The sequence below is a fragment of the Secundilactobacillus malefermentans genome (assembly GCF_008033155.1).
Classification (GTDB): domain Bacteria; phylum Bacillota; class Bacilli; order Lactobacillales; family Lactobacillaceae; genus Secundilactobacillus; species Secundilactobacillus malefermentans.
This window is the reverse complement of sequence record NZ_CP042371.1, coordinates 1,421,373-1,441,428: the sequence shown is the minus strand read 5'-3', so window position 1 is coordinate 1,441,428 and position 20,056 is coordinate 1,421,373. Positions and strand designations below refer to the sequence as shown.

The window sequence follows — 20,056 nt, the reverse complement described above, 5'->3', positions numbered from 1 at the left end:
TTTGACCCCATCATATCAGAGTTTGTAATCCCTTACTAGTTTGAGGGGTATCCCAGCTGAAACTTGACGATATCTTTAAACTTTTCTAAACTAGCTTTATTGAATCAAGGAGGTTCTTATGAAATCAGTTATGTTTGTCTGCCTAGGAAATATTTGTCGTTCACCTATGGCTGAAGCCATTTTTAACAAACTCGTTTCCGATGCAAATTTAAGTCACAAAATTACCGTTTCCTCACGGGCAACAAGCACCGAAGAACGGGGAAACGCTCCTCATCCAGGTGCGCAAAAAGTGATGCGTCAACACCATTTGAATTTTGACGGCTTCCGTTCTCAGCCCATTTCTCAAGAAGATTTTGAGACAGCTGATTTTATCATTACGATGGACAATCAAAATATAGTTAACCTAAACCGGATGGCGCCCGCCAACACTGCTGAAAAGATTCGGCTTTGTTTAGACATCCTACCTGATCACCGTGGTGAGGAAATCCCAGATCCTTGGTACACGCATAAATTTGACTATACTTATGAAATGTTAGCAATGGCTTTGCCTGCTTGGTTAGACGTTGTTAAAAAGAGTCTATAAAAAAATGGAATTAGATGACCGACCACTCCCACATGGTCGAAATCTAATTCCATTTTTTATTTATTATTAAATGATTCATTGAATTGTTTCTTAATGCTTACCGAAGTGTTTGCGTAAGAAGTACTATCTACTAATTTGCCTCGTAGCATCAGCCGCCTAGCACCCGTGGCGTCACAGGTGACCAACGTGATGATTGGTTTTTTAGTTTGGTTGACAACATCAATCCGTGTTGCAGCGATGAATTTTCGGGTATAAACCTTGTACCGATAAACCCGCCGCATATTAGTTAAATAAATACTGTCGCCAACTTTAGTTTTAAAGTATAACGGACTAAAGAGAATATCACGACGAACCATGTGGTGGCCAGCTAGAGGATAATTACCAGTCCCCATCTTTTGGTCTGGTCTCATTGTTCCCGCTGCAAGCGCCAAGGTTTCATTACTGACACCCTTGCCAATTGGCAGATGGACATTTGACTTTGGCACCAAAATCTCACCAACGACACTTAATTTTTTTTGATTCAAACGCGCCTTAGCAACCGTTGAAAAGGTTAACGTTTTTGCATCTTTAAAGTTGAAATTAGCTTTCTTCTTTTCGTTTTTTTTGACAGTTTGTTTCGTTACTTTCGGCTGATACGATGAAACCATCCAGTTCTTAATTTGCTGATTAAAGATTAACCCTAGTGAAACCAACAATAGAATCGTAAATAAGATTCGAAAGAGCCATGCTCCCACTTTGCTTTTTTTGCGTTTCGACATGAACTGAGCCTCCCATTAATAATGACTATTGACTCTTTAAATGTTACCCTTATAATCACAAGTAATTTTAACGTACCTAAGCAATAAATGAAAGAAGATTGATGTTTTGAACACTAAACCACCTGTAGTCCCACAGGCAAAGCCGATTTGGCGACAAAATCTGCTTATTCTGTGGTTTGGCACCTTTATGGCTGGTCTCGCTTTTAGCGAAATCATGCCATTTTTATCCCTATACGTAGACACGCTCGGCACCTTCACCAAGAGCCAACTGAATCTTTATTCTGGGATTACGTTTGCGGCAACCTACTTCGTAACTGCCATTGCCTCTCCCATTTGGGGTAAATTGGCTGATAGTAAGGGCCGGAAAGTCATGCTCATTAGAGCTTCACTTGGCATGTCCGTCATTATGGCCTTAATGGGGCTGGTAACAAATGTCTGGCAATTAATGGCCTTGCGTTTCATTCAAGGAATCTTTTCTGGCTATATTAGTAACGCTAACGCCTTGATGGCAACTCAAGTTCCAAAGCGCAAGAGTGGTCAAGTCCTCGGTACTTTGGCAACCGGATACGTTGGCGGTTCACTATTTGGTCCCCTATTAGGCGGAATTCTTGCTGAAATATTCTCCTATCGAGTCACATTCTTCATTACGGGCGCTCTGCTACTATCCGTTTTCTTTCTGAGTTATTTTTTCGTTCACGAACAATTTACTCCCGTAAAAAAGGAAAACATGCTTTCAACAAGCCAAGTTGTCAAAGTCTTAAAGAATCCTAAGTTAATCATTGGCATGTTTGTGACCACCTTGATTATTCAAGCATCAAACAATTCAATCTCACCAATCCTCGCTTTATACGTCAGAGAAATTATGCCGCATGGATCAGCGGTCACCTTCTATAGTGGAATTGTCGCCGCAATTCCAGGGGTTGCCACCTTATTTGCGGCACCTCGACTGGGAAGGCTAGGTGACCGGTTTGGGACAGAACTTGTTTTATCAGTTGGATTTATTTTTGCCATTATCGTTTATATTCCGATGGCGTTTGTAACCAATGTGTGGGAATTAATGTTCCTACGATTCTTAATTGGGATTTCAAATGCCACCATGTTGCCAGCTGTTCAAACAATTCTCTCAAAAAACACGCCGGCAGAAGTAACTGGACGGGTTTTCTCCTATAATCAATCCTTCCAAGCTGTTGGAAACGTGTTGGGACCCTTAATTGGCTCATTTGTCTCAAACACATTCGATTATCGCGCTGTGTTCATTTCGACGGCCGTTCTTGTCTTACTGAATTTTGGAATGGTTTGGCTCAATACTAGTAAATTACGTAAAAAGCACCTAAATGACATTAATTAATTTTATTCTTCAAAAAGAAAGGAGGCTGGGACAAAAGTCCTAATCTAAAATAAAAGAACCAGGAATTTGAAGGGCTCCGATAAAGTTAGACAAAAATCTAACTGAATCGGAGTCCTTTTCTGTATGTCAAAATATACTTTAGAATTTAAAATGAAAATTGTTAATGAGTATTTAGAGGGTAATTATAGTTATAAAGATTTGGCAAGTATGAATGGCCTGAATCATTCAATCATTGTCAGATGGGTCCAACGTGCAAAAATCAATGGAATGTCAGCACTGGCATCCAAAAAGGCAAAACGAAGTTTTAGTGGTCAAGATAAGGTTAATATATTAGACTACATGTTAACTAATGGCTTAAGTTTCAATGAAACAGGTGCTCATTTTGATGTGGAGCCCAGTTTGATTTATCAGTGGAAAAGGAAATTTGATGAACATGGCATTGATGCCTTACAAGCCAAACGAGGAAGGCCATCAAAACAAATGATAAAAAAGAAAGCAATCCCGAAAAATAAATTAGATGCGTTGAAACAAGAGAATTTGGAACTAAAGCAACAGCTTCAGACAGCTAAAATGGAGCTAGCCGTCTCAAAAAAATTAGAAGCCTTAGCGATCAAGAAAAGACGACGAAAGAACAACTTACCCAAGTAGTACAATCGTTAAGGCAGCAATTCGACCTAACGGTCCTCTTAGCAGTTGTAGGATTAAATCGCAAAACTTTTTATTATCATTTAAAGCATTCCCACGATGATAAATATCGTGAAGTAAAAGATGTCATCCAATGGCTTTACGATGGTAGCGAGGAGACTTATGGCTATCGTCGAATGCATGTAGAACTATTGAAAATGCAGTTTACGTATGATGACGATACGGTTCGTAAAATCATGCGCAGCATGGATTTAATGCCTACGTGCTATTGGACAAGATCTGGTAAGTTTTCTTCGTATCGTGGTGAACAAGGAAAAGTTGCTAAAAATATAGTTCGAGAAAAATATGTCATCAAACAGAAAAAGTCGTTTAAATTTGTTGTAGAACAGCCGTACGATGTACTGACGACCGATGTTACCCAAATTAATATACTTGGTACTAAACTCTATTTGTCCGCCGTTATCGACATGTACAGTAAAGAAGTATTAGCATTTGACATACGAAACTCACCAAATGCTGCCCAAGTAATTGCGTGTTTAGATCAGCTAAAAGAGGTCTTGCCTGAAGATGTAACTCCAGTACTCCATAGTGATCAGGGGACCTTATACCAATTAGATGGATATCAAAATAAGTTAAAAGAAATTGGTTTATCTCAAAGTATGTCCCGTAAGGGAAATTGTCTCGATAATGCACCAATGGAAAGTTTTTTCAGTTTAGCAAAAAGAGAATTCATCTGGCGTAAAAATTTCAAATCAGTCGAAGAATTTAAGCAAGCTTTTGCTAAATACATCTCAAGATTCAACAACGTGCGAATTTCTAGAAAAAGTAAGGGCCTGACTCCTATCGAAATTAGGAATCAAGCCCTTACAGCCTAAAAATATTAATATAAGTGTCTAACTTTTTTAGAGCCCATCAATTCGAATTTGAATTCCTGGTTCTTTCATTTTATGTAGGCACGGTGTGCCCAAATCTGTTAATCTTAAATCACCACAAAATAAGAAAGTTGGTGCCCACCGTGTATAAACATTATAACAATAACCAAACCATATTAACATTTCCAATTGAATTTAAAATTAATCCCAATCATATTGTCGTTTCAATTAGTGATTTTGTAGATAGTATTCCCACTGAAATTCTGTATCCGGATGCTGACAAGTTTGGGCGACCAAAATATTCGCCAGCGATGATGATGAAACTCCTATTATTTGCTTATATGCGTCATACGTTTTCTGGCCGTGCTATCCAAGAAATGGCAGAGGAAAACCTACCAATGAAGTGGTTAATTGGTAATCCGGACGAAGTCCCAAGTTATCGGAGCATTAATCGCTTTCGAATTTCACAAGTAGCAAAAGGGATTATCAAAAAAATGTTTCTTCAATTTCATGAACAATTAAGTGCATATGGTTTAGTAGATGACGAATCGTTATTTATTGATGGCACAAAGATTGTCGCAGATGCCAATAAATACTCCTTTGTTTGGCGAAAAAGCGTCGAACGAAATGATGCCAAGTTAGAGGAAAAAGCTAGCGCCTTATTTGATGACATGATTCAAGAAAAGGTTAATCTAGCAACTGATGCCGAAGGCACTTTGGCGAAGTTAGATCATGCAGAACGTGAATTAGAACATGATATTGATGACCTCGATCAGAAAATTAGTGCAGAAAAAGTCATTAAAGGTGGCTCGCCATCAAAGCAACGACGAAGAAAACTAAAACATTTTAAGCATATTATTACTTCGGATTTAAAGCCTCGGAAGCAAAAATATGAAGATTATCTTGAAATTCTGGGAAACCGAAACAGTTTTTCTAAGACTGATCATGATGCAACCTTTATGCGAATGAAGGAAGATCCAATGCAAAATGGTCAATTAAAACCAGGATATAACTTACAGATTGGTACTCAAAATCAATTTGTCCTATTTTATGATTTGAATCAACGGCCAGCTGACCAAAGAACGCTAGTCCCATTTTTGAATCAAGTCCAACAAAGAAAGGCCACGTTCCGTTACGTAGTAGCGGATGCAGGTTATGGTAGTGAACCAAATTATGACTTTGTTTTAAAGGATTTTAAAGCGACGCCACTTATTCCCTATACAATGTATTTAAAAGAACAATCCAAGAAGTATAAAAATGATGCCAATAAGGTTATGAATTGGACCTATGATAACGCAACTGACAGTTTCACTGATCAGCATCATATTCAATTCTCCTTTAAACAAGTCTATAACAGGACTGATAAGTATGGGTTTCAGCGGACCATTCGAAAATATGAAGCCAATCAATACGAGGATCCCGAAGGTTATCACTATTCGATTACGGAAAGGGGTAACCAACGGTCAATCCAAATAAATCCGCATTGGGAAATGGAAAAAAGATTAATTAGAGTTAAGCTTTCAAGTAAGACAGGTGCTTCAATTTACGCAAAGCGTAAAATTGAAGTTGAGCCAGTTTTTGGTAACTTGAAGGCTAATTTGGCGTTCAAACGCTTATCAGTCAGAGGGTTAGAAAAAGCCAAAAATGAATTGGGGATCATTTTAATGGCCGGAAACTTAAAGAAGATGATGAAAATCATCCTTTCAAGTCGTCAGCAGAGTCAAAAAAGTAGTTGGAAAAACTTAGTGAATAAGTTTTTCCAACTACTTTTTTATTCAGAGGTCAGTTTTGTCCCAGCCACTTTTTTGTACAAAAAAACCGACATCTCTGCCGGCTCTAAAATGCTTACTTTTCTGATAAACCATACTTCTTGTTGAAACGATCGACTGCACCGTCGGCTTGCAAGAACTTTTGCTTACCTGTGTAGAATGGGTGTGAGTCTGAAGTGATTTCAACACGGATCAATGGGTAGTCTTTACCGTCTTCCCACTTAACCGTTTCTTCTGAAGTTGCAGTAGAACCAGACAAGAACTTAAAACCAGTACTTGAATCTTGGAATACAACTTCATGGTAATCTGGATGAATATCTTTTTTCATAATTTTCTTCGCTCCTTTGCTCTGAATCATTTGCTGAGACAGAGATTCATAAATAACTAACCTTTGTACTATAACATGAATTTAAACTTCAATCAATGGACTAATTAATTTTTATGATTCGACAACTTGCACGTTCTCTAATTTTGCAACAGCACTCAAACTAGTCAGCTTCCGAATAATACTGTCGTAGCCACGTAAAATGTTATCGGCGTCTTCGATTACAGTCGTGCCCTCTGCCATGAGTGCCGCTATCACGAGGGAAGCCCCCGCTCTGATTTCCCCAGCGTCAACTCTTGCCCCAATTAATTTATCTGTATGGTCTACCACAATCATATTGTCCTCAGAGCGAATGTTGGCTCCCATCCGCTGCAATTCACTTATATGCTTCAATCGCTTGGGATAAATTGTATCAACAATCATGCTACTCCCCTCTGCTAAAAGAAGCAGTGGCGTGATTGGCTGCTGCAAATCCGTCGCAAAGCCTGGGAATGGCATTGTTTTCACTTGAATCGCATTTAAATGATTGGATTTAGGTACGTAGATACTATCCTCGCCAATTTTTAAATTAACGCCCATCTCGATTAACTTTGCGGTGAAAGATTCCAAATGTTCAGGAATGACGTTATTTAGCGTAATCCCATCTCCAACGGCAGCTGCCATTGACAAATAAGTTCCCGCTTCAATTCGATCAGGAATAATTGTGTGCGTGGCCTTTGCCTTTAGGGTTGCGACCCCTTCGATTCTAATTACATCCGTGCCAGCGCCACGAATATTCGCCCCCATATTGTTTAAGAATGTTGCAATATCAATAATTTCTGGTTCTTTGGCTGCATTCTCAATAACGGTACGGCCAGTGGCTTTGACGGCCGCCAGAATTGTGTTAATTGTTGCACCAACAGAAACAACATCAAGAAAAATCCGAGCACCACGGAGTCCCGTATCCCCAGTTTCAATTTTAACGGTGCCATCATGTTCTTCCACTTGGGCTCCTAAGGCTCTAAACGCCTTGATATGCTGATCAATCGGCCGCGGACCGATGTTATCACCACCAGGGAAGCTCACAATTGCACGCTTAAATCGGCCTAAAAGAGCGCCCATAAAGTAATAGGAAGCCCGCAAACTTTTGATTGCCTTGCTAGGTAGTGGCGCTTCCACGATTTCAGTTGGGTCAATACTAAGGACCCCATTTTCAAATTTTGAGTAAACGTTCATTGATTTTAAAATGACCATGAGATTATGGACATCTAAAATATCAGGTACCATGTCAAATTTCACCGGAGAATCTGCCAAAATTGCAGCAGGAATCAGCGCTACTGTACTATTCTTAGCGCCGCCAATAGTGACTTCTCCTTTTAGGCGGTGACCGCCTTCGATTATCATTTTCTTCATTGCGTAAAATTCCTCACTATAAATATCCAATTATCCAATCTCAATTAATCATAAATAAACCGAGTGGAAAATACAATACCTTATTGCTTGAACAGTCAAAATGTAATATAGCAGAATCCGAAATTCATTGGAATTTAACTCATTATTTAGCGGTATATTCGCCCAATGGAACCCTTTTTTAACAAAAAGACGTGCTAACCTTTCAGTCAGAACGTCTTCTATTTATCTATTATTTTGTCAATTGCTTATCAACTGTTGCAATAAAGTCTCGGAATAGTCCTTCAGGCTTCGTTGGTCGTGATAAAAATTCTGGATGATATTGTGCAGCAACAAAGAAATCGTTCTTTGGATACTCAATGACTTCAACTAAATGATTATCAGGTGAGGTTCCTGAAAAGACAAGTCCCTTCTTCGTCATTTCATCCCGATACGCATTGTTAAATTCATAACGGTGACGATGACGTTCGCCAATTTCACTTTGATTATCGTAAGCGGCAGCGGCCTTAGTCCCTGGCACCAATTTACATGGATAAAGACCAAGTCGTTGCGTCCCACCCATATCATGAATATCTGCCTGATCGGCCATTAAATCAATAATCTTGTTGTCTGTTTTTGGATTCATTTCGGTTGAGTTGGCATCCTTATAACCTAGAACGTTACGTGCAAATTCCACGCTGGCCATTTGCATTCCCAAACAGATACCCAAGAATGGAACGTTATTCTCTCGAGCATATTGAATTGCTACTATCATGCCCTCAATTCCTCGGTCACCAAACCCACCGGGAACAATGATTCCATCGGCATCGCCAAGAATTGATTTGACATTTTTAGAAGTAATTTTCTCTGAATCAACCATTTCCAAATCAATTGCAGCATCCACAGGGTAACCTGCATGTTTGAGTGCTTCGGCAACGGAAATGTAGGCATCGTGTAATCCCACATATTTACCGACAAGCGCAATTTTGAACGTCTTTTTAAGGTTTTGTACGTGATGCTCAAGGTCAATCCATTCACTCATGTTGGCCTTTGGTGCATCAATCTTTAAGTGATCTAAAACAAGCTGGTCCATATTCTGTTCCTGTAGTCTAAGCGGGATTGAATACAGGGTTGGCGCGTCTTTAGATTCGATCACAGCATCCGGCTTCACATCACAGAATAAAGCAATCTTTTGACGCATATCATCAGTAATTGATTTTTCAGTTCGAACAACTAAAATATTAGGTTGAATCCCAAGGCCACGTAATTCTTTGACACTATGTTGCGTTGGCTTAGTCTTCATTTCTCCAGCTGCTCGCAAGTATGGAATTAAGGTTGTGTGAATGTAAATGACATTGTCATCCCCAACTTCCGCCTTCATCTGACGGATAGCCTCCAAGAATGGCAGTGATTCAATATCACCAACTGTTCCACCAATTTCAGTGATCACGATGTCAGCCTTAAGGGTCTTACCGGCACGCATGATCTTTTCCTTAATCATCCCTGTGATATGGGGGATAACTTGGACAGTAGCACCAAGATAATCTCCATGGCGTTCTTTTTGTAAAACTTCTGAATAAATTTTACCAGTTGTCACGTTTGAATACTTGTTCAAATTGTTATCAATAAAGCGTTCATAATGACCTAAATCAAGGTCGGTTTCGGTACCATCATCGGTTACAAAAACTTCTCCGTGTTGGTAGGGATTCATGGTGCCGGGGTCCACGTTAATGTATGGATCGAACTTTTGAATCGTGACATTGAGACCACGATTTTTTAATAGTCGTCCCAGTGATGCTGCAACGATCCCCTTTCCTAAAGATGAAACAACGCCACCAGTGACAAAAATATATTTAGTCATTATATGAACTCCTTGTTTTATTATTTGGGTACTCTTTCAATCATGCCAAAACATGAACTAACAACATTAAAAAAGCTCCCTATTCTAAAGAATAGGGAGCTGAATTCGTTCGTTTGTCCCTAATCTCTCATAGGGAGCCCAAACAACATAATACCTTCTTCAACTGAAATCGTCAAGATAAAGTTGGCAACTAATCATGAGTTACTTTTTCTCGCCATCGTCTTCTGACTCATCATCATCGAAGTCATCATCGTCGTTTAGTTCTTGAAGTTGGCCTTCAATTCCATCCGGCATGGTTTCTTCTTCGTCATCATCCGTGCCATCATCTATATCAGCCAAATCGTTTTTATACTTATTAATATCTTCTGTTGAGTCATCATCTTCATCTTCTGAGTAATCTTCATCAGTATCATCGATAGCGTCCTGGTCTTCAGGATCGTCATCGTCATAATCAATAATGTCGTCATCATCAGATGTATCTGCTAGAAAGGCGTTAACCTTCTTACGCTTTTTACGTTTTGGTTGATCCTCATCCTCATCAGCGTGAACAGTTGCTTCATCGATTGATTCAAATGGGTACCAGGTACGCAAACCCCATAGATTATCACCCAACGAAATAAAACTTCCGTCAATGTTTAAATCTGTATAGAATTGAGAGAGTCGCTTCCGAATTTCTTCGTCACTCTCTCCTAGATATTGTTGTACTTCATTTGCCAAATCAGCAAAACCCATGGCATCGCCACGTTGTGAAAGAATCGCATGAGCGACTTCAATCATCGATAATTCTTTTTTACTTTGGCCATCAAATATTTTTAATTCCAAACTGGAGCACGTCCTTTCCGCAGTCTACCAAAACACTATACTCGCTTAAACCGTAAATTGCAATCTAATCTGGTGCTCACTTAACAATTCTTCTCCCGCGTAGAGAAAATAATCGATCCCAATTTTGCCACCAAACGGACTGTCTTGGAAACTCAACTTAAGGGTTGGTGTTACCGTATCAATTGCGAGTGTTCCAAACGGTGTCTTATATTGTGCCTGCACGCGTTTGCCATTGCTAAAGAACAATCGGGAACGATTTGACCCATTGCGGGTCAGTTGAACATCCCCACTTGGTAAAATTTTCATTGTCACAGTCGCAGTTTCGTCACTGTCATCTGTTGCCTCTTCGTATCTAAGATAAAGTGTTTCCCCGATTTGAACTAAGCGCCCTTCTACATCGAGCACGTAGTTCGAACGTTCACCGTCTTGCACCGTACTCGTTTGCAGGTGAATGATGACGGGAATTCCTGTTGATGAATTATCCAAATGTCACACACCTTCCTTAATAAAATCATGATAATTATAACGCTAAAACGCTTGCCTTGCCTAGATTTACTACCTAATTATATTCTGATAATTCAATTAAATTCTGATCTGGATCTCGAACATAGATAGACGTCATTGACCCGTGGGCCCCCGTTCTCTCAACTGGGCCCTCAACTATCTCTACGTAGTAACTTTTAAGATGGTTCTCCACTTCCTCTAGTGGATCTTTCACAATAATGCAAAAATCAGCTGATCCTGGCGTTAGAATTTTTGCAACCGGCAAATTAGGTTGGTCGACTACTTGAAGTTTAATTGCCTGTTTTCCACAGAGGACGTAGTGTTGATTGTCGTCACCATCAATAATCGGCATATCAAATACTTCATGATAGAAACGTAAAGTGGCGGCCATGTCTGTTACTGTCAACGTGATGTGATCAATATCTTTAATTTTCATTTTATGAACTTCCCTTTGTCGTTAAATATTAACTATAGATAAGTCTATTATATCATCTATTAACACTTGTGAATCAGCAGCCAGCAATGACGTTCTGGTCAATTTCAGCTATAATGAACCTATGACACTACCGAAAAGAGGTCACATCATGATTATTTCTGACAATTTTGACACCATCCAAGTTGTCAATACGCCAATTGCGGCGGGAAAAAACATTGCCGCATTCGCTTATACAAACGCTTTCCTAAGCTTAGTGAGTGAGTTGAATCAACCAATTCTACACTTTTGGACAACTCACCCATGTCTTATTTTAGGATTAAAGGATAAACGGCTTCCCCATTTGGCAGACGGAATCGCCAGTGTCAAAAATGATGGCTACGATAATTTTCTCCGAAATTCGGGCGGCTTGGCTGTCGTAAGTGACGGTGGAATCCTCAACGTTTCAATTTTCTTACCACAAGAATCAAAACGTGTCTCAGTTGACGATGCCTATACCATGATGGAAGAATTAATTTCGCAGGCGTTCCCAGAACTAACGATTGACCACTTGGAAATTGCGCATTCATACTGTCCTGGCGACTTTGATTTAAGTGTTAATGGTCAGAAAATTGCTGGCATTTCCCAACGTCGAACGCCTCAGTCACTCACAATCATGCTTTATTTAAGCGTAACGGGAAATCAACAATTTCGCGGAGAAATGGTCAAGCGCTTTTATAAAAATGGGCTTGGTGGTGAGCCCAACACGCTGGGATTCCCAGATGTGTGGCCAGAAACAATGACCACCCTTGAAGTACTTTTAAAAAAGCCACTGACAACGGAAGATATTCAAAAAAAGATAACGGATACGCTCACTAATTTCGGCATGCGGACCAGTTCAGCAAAGCTTAATAGCTTCATGAATGAACCAACGTTTAAGCAACAATTTGATAAAGAATTTGAACGAATGGCAAAACGCCAACCCAAACTTAATTAGGAGGTCCTAGTACATTGTCGTACCAAGATGAAATCTTACCACGCGAAAAAGTCTTTCGTGATCCAGTTCATAACTATATTTATGTTCAGTATCAAGTCATTCTCGACCTAATCAACACGAGTGAATTTCAACGATTACGCCGAATTAAGCAGCTCGGAACAACCTCGTTGACTTTTCATGGAGCGGAACATACCCGTTTCGGTCACTGCCTGGGCGTTTACGAAATAACGCGACGAATTTGCGATAATTTTCAACGAAATTATCCGACAAAAGTGCCCGGTGATGGTCTGTGGGATGATTCGGAACGACTCGTTGCGCTGTGTGCTGCACTCCTTCATGATATCGGCCACGGTCCGTATTCTCATACATTTGAACACATTTTCCACACGAATCATGAGGCCATTACGGTGGCGATTATCACCTCACCTATGACCCAGGTTAATCAGGTTCTACGACGGGTTTCTCCTGACTTCCCTCAAAAGGTCGCTTCGGTCATCCAAAAAACCTATCCCAACAAGCAAGTTGTGCAAATGATTTCTAGTCAAATTGACGCTGACAGAATGGATTACCTCCTTCGAGACGCCTACAACACCGGCACCAAGTATGGTACTTTTGACTTAACACGAATTTTACGGGTCATGCGCCCTTACTCTGGTGGCATCACGTTTGAAATTGATGGCATGCACGCTGTTGAAGACTACATCATGAGTCGCTTTCAAATGTACGTTCAAATCTATTTTCATCCCGTATCCCGTTCTATGGAAGTTATCCTAGATCACCTACTTCAACGCGCAAAAGAAATTTACACGCCTGACAATCAGCAGGATACCGCATTAAGCCCCACCCTGCTTCTCCCATTTTTTAATGGTGAATTTGATTTGAAAGACTACTTACTACTCGATGATGGGACAATGACGACTTATTTTGCACAATGGCGTGGCTCTCACGATACCGTCTTGAGCGATTTAGCTGCTCGATTTTTAGATCGTAAACCACTAAAATCAGCAGAATTTGACGAAAAATCAAAAGATCTCATTCCCCGTCTTCGCGACCTAATTCAAAAGGCAGGATTTGATACAACCTACTATACTGCAATCAATGACAGCTATGATTTGCCTTATGATGCCTATGATCCTCATCTGAAAAAACCGCGGACACAAATTGAACTCATGCAAAAGGATGGATCACTGGTGGAATTATCGACCATTAGCTCGCTTGTAAGTGCCATTACCGGTAAATTTTCTGGAGATCAACGCTACTTCTTTCCACGGGAAATGCTACTGCCCTCTTCATCCGAGCTCGAGTCATTTGAGCCCATTTATCGTGAGTTCAACCGCTATATCTTAAACGACCACATCATTCAACCAAAGGAGAATTAATTTTTTATGGCCATTAAGTTAATCGCCATCGATATCGATGGTACTTTACTAAACGAAAAGAACGAACTTGCAGAAGAAACCATTTCAACAATCAAAGAGGCCCGTCAACAGGGGATTAAAGTCGTTCTTTGTACCGGACGCCCCTTATCTGGAGTTTCACCTTACTTAAAGAGTCTAGGTATTTCTGGCGATGACGAATACGTTATCACCTTCAATGGTGCCATGGCACAAACCGTAAGTGGAAAGGTTTTGAACCACCATACACTTTCGAGTGATGATTTTATTGATATTGAAGCTGAAGCACGAAAAATAGGGTCAAATTTCCAAATTGAAACCTCTGACTTCATTTATACCCCCAACAAAGATATTAGTATCTACACGATTTATGAAAGTTATTTGGTCACGATGCCAATCCGTTACCGCGAAGTGAGTGAGATGCCAAAGGACCTCACCATTTCTAAGGCGATGTTCGTCGATCATGAAGAAGTCATCTCTGCCATCAAAGACAAGGTAATATCCCGTTTGGGGAACCGTTACTACGTTGTCCAAAGTGAACCCTTCTTCATTGAAATTATGAACAAGGAAGCTAGTAAGGGTAGCGCACTTGATTCCCTTGCCAATCAACTAGGTCTTTCGAGTGAAAACGTGATGGCCATTGGCGATCAAGGAAACGACTTATCCATGATTCAGTACGCTGGATTAGGCGTTGCGATGGGAAATGCAATTCCTGAAATTAAGGAAGCGGCTCAATTTGAAACAAAAACAAACGCTGAAAATGGTGTTGCTTACGCTATTCAGCAGTACGGTTTAAAGTAAATTAAAAACACTTGAATTTGGAATGATTTTCCAGTTCAAGTGTTTTTATTTTGCTATTTTTTATTTAACGTACTGTGTCTTGACCCGTACGTAAAGTAAATAACGAGACCAAACAAGAACCAGATTGATGAAACAATCCAAGTATCCAGCGGTAATTGTGACAGCATGAAGATGCACAATCCGGCTGAAACGATTGGAAGGACCGGATAAAACGGTACTTTAAATCCGCCCGTGTTATCAATATCTTTTCGCTTTCTAAGTGGAATAATTCCAATGGAAATGAAGGTGAACGCAATCAGTGTTCCGATGTTCACAAGTTGCGTTAAACGGTCCAATGAGACCAAGCCACCCATGATTGCAATGACAATGGTAACCGCCGCTAAACTTACCTGTGGTGTCCGATGTTTCTTTTCAATTTTTCCGAGGGCCTTTGGTAGTAGACCATCTCGGCCAATTGAGTAAATTAATCGTGATGAACTGAAGATCATTGAAACCATCATCGTGAACATCCCGGCTAAGGCGCCAATGGAAATAATACCAGCAGCCCAGTTTTGGTGAACTAACTGAAGTGCAAATGACACTGGATCGGAAACGTTTAACTTAGTATATGACGTCATTCCAGTCAAAACACCTGCGACTGCAATATACAAAATGGTACAAATGATAAGCGTTCCAATAATCCCAAACGGCATGTTTTTCTTCGGGTTCTTGACTTCAGCAGCTGACGCCGAGACGACATCGAAGCCTAAATAGGCATAGAACACTAACGAAGCTCCTTTTAAGACCCCGTGGGTTCCATAAGGTAGAAATGGACTCCAGTTACTTGGGCGAACGTAGAAGAGGCCGACAATGATGAAAAGGAAAATAATCAGAATTTTAATAATAACAATCATGTTGTTAACCGCAATCGATGTTTTGGCACCTTTTGAAATAATGAAACTAACAAATAGAACAATCACAATCGCAAATAAATTGAAGTATGTCCCATGGGCAGGATCAAAAGGTCCAGTTAGCGCCTTGGGGATGGAGATTCCAAATCCGCGTAAGAATGACAGAAAATAAGCCGACCAACCCGTCGAAACTGCCGCAACTGCTAGCATGTACTCCAAGATTAATGCCCAGCCTAAAATCCAGCCAATCACTTCACCAAACACGATATTTCCGTATGAATAGGCACTCCCGGCAACCGGAATGGAAGACGAAAATTCAGCATAACACATCGCTGCAAACGCGCAGACAATCGTGGCCAAAATAAATGAAAGGACAATTCCTGGGCCACTATATAAAGCTGCCACAGTTCCAGGAAGAATAAAAATACCCGTCCCAATAACTGCCCCAACCCCTAGCATAACGAGGTCTTTACCATCCATTGTTTTTTCCAATTGCGCATCCTTCAATAGGTACCTATCCAGACTCTCTTTTTTAAAATACCTACCAATTCCACCTGAACTCATATAATTTCCTCCTTAATAATTAAAACGAGAACCGATTCGATGAAAAAGAAAAACGCACCGGTCTTAAGCACCGATGCGTCCACCGGAAAGACCGCTACGCATATGCCTAGCCATCTTCCGGTCAATCGAGAATTCCATGTTAACAGATTCCTCTCTAACTGACCTTCAGAACGCTAGGCCCGTTAAAGAAGAAACCGGATAATCGTTTAGTTTGACGATTAATTAATAACATTAAAATTCTCCTCTCATTTGATATTGACAATATTCTAACCTAAATTTCATCTTAGTGCAAGTTAAATTGAAGTCACTATCATCGAAATAACGATGAGTGTAACCCCCACTATTAAACAAAAGCGGGCATACTTATTAATGATAATTGGCCCATTTTTAAGTGAACCGACACTTTTAACTTCGATTTTTTTATCTTTGAGATCCTCTTCTCCTCGTTTTTTGAAGCGAAACCATCCCGCAAATAAGTGGGCTTTTTCCACAACGAAGAAAGCTGCTCCAACTAAGAAGACTAATCCAATCATGAACCAAATATTACCAACCACAATCAGTGGAACAAAAACGAGCGCTAACACGCCAACTAGCAAAATAAGTCCTAACGTGTATAGGCTGCTTTTGTTTTTTTTTAAAAATGTCATCTCACACCTCGGTAATAAAAAGCGGTTTGAATATATTATTCAAACCAGCCTCTAAATTTTACTTATTTATAACGTTGAAACGATTCTTGAACAGTGGGCTAACTGGCTTATTTTCATGAATTCGTTTGATTGCAGCTCCCATTAATGGTCCAACAGAAATTTGGTGAATCTTATCAATCAACTTTTCTTTTGGTAATTGAATTGAATCCGTCACAACTAATTCCTTAATTGGCGATGCTTGAATCCGCTCAATGGCAGGACCCGACAACACTGGATGCGTACAACTTGCGTAAACTTCTGTTGCACCAGCATCAATTAGTGCTTGGGCACCTAAAGTAATGGTCCCTGCAGTATCAATCATGTCGTCAATCATGATACAACGTTTGCCCTTTACGTCACCAATAATATTCATAACTTTTGCAACGTTCGCTTTTGGTCGCCGCTTATCAATAATCGCAATTGGCGTCTTCAAAAATTCAGCAAGTGCACGGGCTCGTGTAACGCCACCATGATCAGGTGAAACCACAACCGCGTTTTCATCCAAATGATGGTTAATAAAGTAATCGGCAAGCAAAGGTGCCCCCATCATGTGGTCAACTGGGACGTCAAAGAATCCCTGAATCTGAGCGGCATGCAAATCTAAAGCAACGACTCGGGAAATCCCCGCTTTTTCAAGCATATTGGCAACGAGTTTTGCTGTAATTGGTTCTCGTGACCGGGCTTTTCGATCTTGTCGTGCATAACCATAATACGGAATAACAACGTTAATGGTTGCGGCACTAGCTCTTCTAAGCGCATCAATCATAATCAAAAGTTCCATTAGATTATCATTTACTGGTGCAGATGTTGATTGGATCACATAGACGTGGCAACCACGAATACTTTCTTCGATGTTAATCCGGATTTCACCGTCACTAAAACGGTCAACGGATGTTTTCCCTAATTCAACTCCGACTTCGTCAGCAATTTTCTGAGCTAACGGACGGTTAGAATTCAATGCAAATATCTTCAGCGTTGGGTCAAAATATTTTTCTGACATAAGATCCTCCAAGGACTTTTTCTGCTTCAATTCTATTCTATTCTACAAGTAAAAATCAAGTCTTACTTCTTGTTATTCCTCGCCGCGATACGGCAATTTTTGATAGTAATTTGGTTTATTCGTTTGGCGAGCTCTGGCAATTGCCATATCATACTTGGCAATCTTGTCGGTAATGGTTGATCCAGCAGCAATAAATGAATGATCTGCAACTTCAAGGGGTGCGATTAAATTGGAATTGCTCCCAATAAATGCATCGTCGCCCACCGTTGTCGTACTCTTGTGAGCACCATCATAATTAACAAACACCACACCACAGCCAACATTAATGTTCTTCCCTAGCTCAGCGTTGCCAACGTACGTCAAATGACCAACCTTCGTGCCATCGCCAATATGGGACTTCTTAACTTCTACAAAATTTCCTAAATGGACTTTTTTGCCAATTTGAGATTCTGGACGTAAATGACTCATCGGTCCAATATTGCTGTCATCCGCCATTTCGGATCCTTCAATGAATGAAGATGTTACCTTGACCCGATCGTGGAGAATTGAATCATGGATTTCAGAATGAGCCCCGATAAAACAATCTTCACCAATAACCGTGTTTCCCTTCAATAAAACACCTGGTTCAACAATTGTATCTGCACCAACTTTAACGTTGATGTCGATGTAGGTATCTTCAGGGTTAATCAAGGTAACACCATTACGCATGTGCTTTTCGTTAATTCGGCGCTGCATGATTTTGTTGGCCTTAGCCAACGCAACTCGGTCATTCACACCCATTGATTCATCAAAATCAGCCATTTGATAAGCAGCAACCGTGGCTTTTTGACCCTTCAAAATCTCAATCACATCAGTTAGGTAGTACTCACCCTGGGCGTTATCGTTAGTCGTTTCGTGCAGGGCTTTGAATAGCGCTTGATTATCAAATACATAAACTCCGGTATTGATCTCGTCAATTTCTTGTTCAGCCTCAGTTGCATCCTTTTGCTCAACTATTTTTTCGACAATGCCCAGTTTATTCCGAACAATTCGACCATAGCCAGTTGGATCAGGGGCAATTGACGTCAGGACCGTGGCAACCGCCTTTTTGGCATCGTGATAGTCAAAGAGGTTTTGTAACGTCTCGGCGGTGAATAATGGGGTATCTCCACTAATAACCAGCGTCGTACCAGTCGTGTTGCCCAATAATTTTTCAGTCTGAAGAACTGCGTGTCCCGTTCCAAGTTGTTTATCTTGAAGAACGTACTCACTCCGGTCCCCTAAAGTATTTCTAACGTCATCTGCACCAAAACCAACAACCGTCACTATTTTATTCATTCCGGTTTTTTCAACCTCAGTTAAAACGTGTTCAACCATTGGTAACCCACACACTTGATGCAAAACCTTATATAGTTTTGACTTCATTCGTGTGCCTTTTCCAGCTGCTAAAATAATGGTATTTCTTGTACTCATCAAAATTGACTCCCTAACTATTTATTTAATAATTAATCTGTAAATATTTTTTCGAGGTAATTACCAGCCGTTACATTGACTTGCTCGTCCTCTGTACCGACCGTCAGCAATGAAGTATACCCTTCAACCACTCGATCACCAGTTAAAGCACCCTCAGCAAATACGGAGATTCCAACAACGGTTGAATCAAACTCCTTTACAAGGGACTGCATTCCCCGAACGGTTCCGCCCGCTTTCATATAATCATCAACAACCAAAACTTTTGAGCCTGGTTTTAAGCTTCGTTTTGAAAGTGCCATTTTTTCGATTCGATTGCTCGATCCGGAAACGTAATTCACACTCACCGTTGAACCTTCAGTAATTTGAGAATCATGTCGAACAATGACAAATGGAACGTTTAGGTACGACGCAACACTTTGCGCAATCGGAATGCCCTTTGTTGCAACTGTCATAACGGCATCAACGGTGCCATCTTGATACTCAGAAACGATAATTCGGCCAACTTGTCTTAAAATATCTGGTCTGCCAAGTAAATCTGACATGTAAACATAGCCGCCTGGTAAGAACCGACTTTGCTCTGATAATGATGACGCCATCTGCTTCACAAATTGCTCGGCTTCTTGCTTAGAGATACTAGGAATAAACCTTGCACCACCCGCAGCTCCGGGAACTGTCTCCAGTATGCCGGTTCCTCGCTCATGAAATGTGCGTTTTAAAATTGTTAAATCTTCACTGATTGATGACTTTGCTGAATCAAATCTTCTTGCAAAGTAAGTCAATGAAATCAATGTATGTGGTCGTTCTAACAGGTATCTTGTCATATCGATTAGCCGATCACTTCTTCGTACTTTCACCGTTTTCCACCTCAAATAAATATCTTTCCGTTTTACTACCTGGTTAATAATATCATAAATGTTCGGGTTTTACCGATTCAATGCAGAATTTAACTGATAAATTTATGAACTCTTAGCTTTTTACCACAAAATAAAAAGCGCCCGTTTCAAA

20 protein-coding genes are annotated in these 20,056 nt (G+C 40.3%); 8 read left to right on the top strand and 12 right to left on the bottom strand.

The annotated features are described in order from the left end of the window. Positions 1-118: 118 nt before the first annotated feature. A complete protein-coding gene (locus tag FGL90_RS06935) occupies positions 119-583 on the top strand; it encodes a low molecular weight protein-tyrosine-phosphatase (protein WP_010620766.1) in 465 nt (154 codons plus the stop codon). A gap of 56 nt (positions 584-639) precedes the next feature. Here FGL90_RS06935 and FGL90_RS06930 read toward each other — a convergent pair whose 3' ends face one another. Next, positions 640-1,341 (bottom strand): class A sortase, encoded by a 702-nt coding sequence (locus tag FGL90_RS06930; RefSeq protein ID WP_147657502.1) that lies wholly within the window; start codon positions 1,339-1,341, stop codon positions 640-642. 106 nt (positions 1,342-1,447) lie between these two features. Here FGL90_RS06930 and FGL90_RS06925 point away from each other — a divergent pair, with 106 nt between their 5' ends. The 4 genes from FGL90_RS06925 (at position 1,448) to FGL90_RS06910 (ending at position 6,083) form a co-directional block, all read left to right on the top strand. Then, positions 1,448-2,689, top strand: coding sequence for a multidrug efflux MFS transporter (locus FGL90_RS06925; RefSeq protein ID WP_010620768.1), 1,242 nt, complete (start codon positions 1,448-1,450; stop codon positions 2,687-2,689). A 123-nt stretch (positions 2,690-2,812) separates the two neighbouring features. Beyond that, positions 2,813-3,337, top strand: a complete 525-nt coding sequence (locus FGL90_RS06920) for a helix-turn-helix domain-containing protein (protein ID WP_010620867.1) — start codon at positions 2,813-2,815, stop codon at positions 3,335-3,337. Continuing rightward, positions 3,283-4,209, top strand: coding sequence for an IS3 family transposase (locus FGL90_RS06915; protein ID WP_076621487.1), 927 nt, complete (start codon positions 3,283-3,285; stop codon positions 4,207-4,209). Before FGL90_RS06920 ends, FGL90_RS06915 begins: the two co-directional genes overlap by 55 nt. Positions 4,210-4,349: 140 nt before the next feature. After that, positions 4,350-6,083 carry an IS1182 family transposase gene (locus FGL90_RS06910; RefSeq protein WP_187240408.1) on the top strand — a complete coding sequence of 578 codons (1,734 nt, stop codon included), beginning with the start codon at positions 4,350-4,352 and terminating at the stop codon, positions 6,081-6,083. On the opposite strand, the gene FGL90_RS06905 is transcribed toward FGL90_RS06910, so the two are convergent. The 6 genes from FGL90_RS06905 to FGL90_RS06880 form a co-directional block, all read right to left on the bottom strand. Further along, positions 6,052-6,303 carry a type B 50S ribosomal protein L31 gene (locus FGL90_RS06905; RefSeq protein ID WP_010620769.1) on the bottom strand — a complete coding sequence of 84 codons (252 nt, stop codon included), beginning with the start codon at positions 6,301-6,303 and terminating at the stop codon, positions 6,052-6,054. The genes FGL90_RS06910 and FGL90_RS06905 overlap by 32 nt on opposite strands. A gap of 111 nt (positions 6,304-6,414) precedes the next feature. Beyond that, a complete protein-coding gene (locus tag FGL90_RS06900; RefSeq protein WP_010620770.1) occupies positions 6,415-7,692 on the bottom strand; it encodes a UDP-N-acetylglucosamine 1-carboxyvinyltransferase in 1,278 nt (425 codons plus the stop codon). A gap of 229 nt (positions 7,693-7,921) precedes the next feature. After that, positions 7,922-9,529, bottom strand: coding sequence for a CTP synthase (locus tag FGL90_RS06895; protein WP_010620771.1), 1,608 nt, complete (start codon positions 9,527-9,529; stop codon positions 7,922-7,924). Between the two features lie 201 nt (positions 9,530-9,730). Beyond that, a complete protein-coding gene (rpoE, locus tag FGL90_RS06890; RefSeq protein ID WP_010620772.1) occupies positions 9,731-10,351 on the bottom strand; it encodes a DNA-directed RNA polymerase subunit delta in 621 nt (206 codons plus the stop codon). 45 nt (positions 10,352-10,396) lie between these two features. After that, positions 10,397-10,837, bottom strand: a complete 441-nt coding sequence (locus FGL90_RS06885) for a DUF1934 domain-containing protein (protein ID WP_010620773.1) — start codon at positions 10,835-10,837, stop codon at positions 10,397-10,399. A gap of 73 nt (positions 10,838-10,910) precedes the next feature. Beyond that, on the bottom strand, positions 10,911-11,291 hold the full coding sequence (locus FGL90_RS06880; protein WP_147657498.1) for a VOC family protein: 381 nt from the start codon (positions 11,289-11,291) through the stop codon (positions 10,911-10,913). A gap of 148 nt (positions 11,292-11,439) precedes the next feature. On the opposite strand from FGL90_RS06880, the gene FGL90_RS06875 reads away from it, so the two are divergent. Genes FGL90_RS06875 through yidA form a run of 3 tightly spaced genes read left to right on the top strand, consistent with a single transcriptional unit; the run spans position 11,440 to position 14,459 of the window. Next, on the top strand, positions 11,440-12,264 hold the full coding sequence (locus tag FGL90_RS06875) for a lipoate--protein ligase family protein (RefSeq protein WP_147657496.1): 825 nt from the start codon (positions 11,440-11,442) through the stop codon (positions 12,262-12,264). A 14-nt stretch (positions 12,265-12,278) separates the two neighbouring features. Beyond that, positions 12,279-13,643 carry an HD domain-containing protein gene (locus tag FGL90_RS06870; RefSeq protein WP_147657494.1) on the top strand — a complete coding sequence of 455 codons (1,365 nt, stop codon included), beginning with the start codon at positions 12,279-12,281 and terminating at the stop codon, positions 13,641-13,643. 6 nt (positions 13,644-13,649) lie between these two features. Next, positions 13,650-14,459 carry a sugar-phosphatase gene (gene yidA, locus FGL90_RS06865; RefSeq protein WP_147657492.1) on the top strand — a complete coding sequence of 270 codons (810 nt, stop codon included), beginning with the start codon at positions 13,650-13,652 and terminating at the stop codon, positions 14,457-14,459. A 53-nt stretch (positions 14,460-14,512) separates the two neighbouring features. Here yidA and FGL90_RS06860 read toward each other — a convergent pair whose 3' ends face one another. From FGL90_RS06860 to purR, 5 genes are all read right to left on the bottom strand, one after another. Further along, a complete protein-coding gene (locus FGL90_RS06860) occupies positions 14,513-15,913 on the bottom strand; it encodes an APC family permease (RefSeq protein WP_010620778.1) in 1,401 nt (466 codons plus the stop codon). Positions 15,914-16,206: 293 nt separating this feature from the next. Then, positions 16,207-16,560: a DUF3899 domain-containing protein gene (locus tag FGL90_RS06855; protein WP_010620779.1), complete on the bottom strand. Its 354-nt coding sequence runs from the start codon at positions 16,558-16,560 to the stop codon at positions 16,207-16,209. A gap of 58 nt (positions 16,561-16,618) precedes the next feature. Beyond that, on the bottom strand, positions 16,619-17,599 hold the full coding sequence (locus FGL90_RS06850; protein ID WP_010620780.1) for a ribose-phosphate diphosphokinase: 981 nt from the start codon (positions 17,597-17,599) through the stop codon (positions 16,619-16,621). A 72-nt stretch (positions 17,600-17,671) separates the two neighbouring features. Next, entirely contained in the window at positions 17,672-19,051 is a 1,380-nt protein-coding gene (gene glmU, locus FGL90_RS06845) for a bifunctional UDP-N-acetylglucosamine diphosphorylase/glucosamine-1-phosphate N-acetyltransferase GlmU (protein WP_147657490.1), read from the bottom strand. 32 nt (positions 19,052-19,083) lie between these two features. Continuing rightward, positions 19,084-19,905 (bottom strand): pur operon repressor, encoded by an 822-nt coding sequence (purR, locus tag FGL90_RS06840; RefSeq protein WP_147657488.1) that lies wholly within the window; start codon positions 19,903-19,905, stop codon positions 19,084-19,086. Between the last annotated feature and the right edge of the window lie 151 nt (positions 19,906-20,056).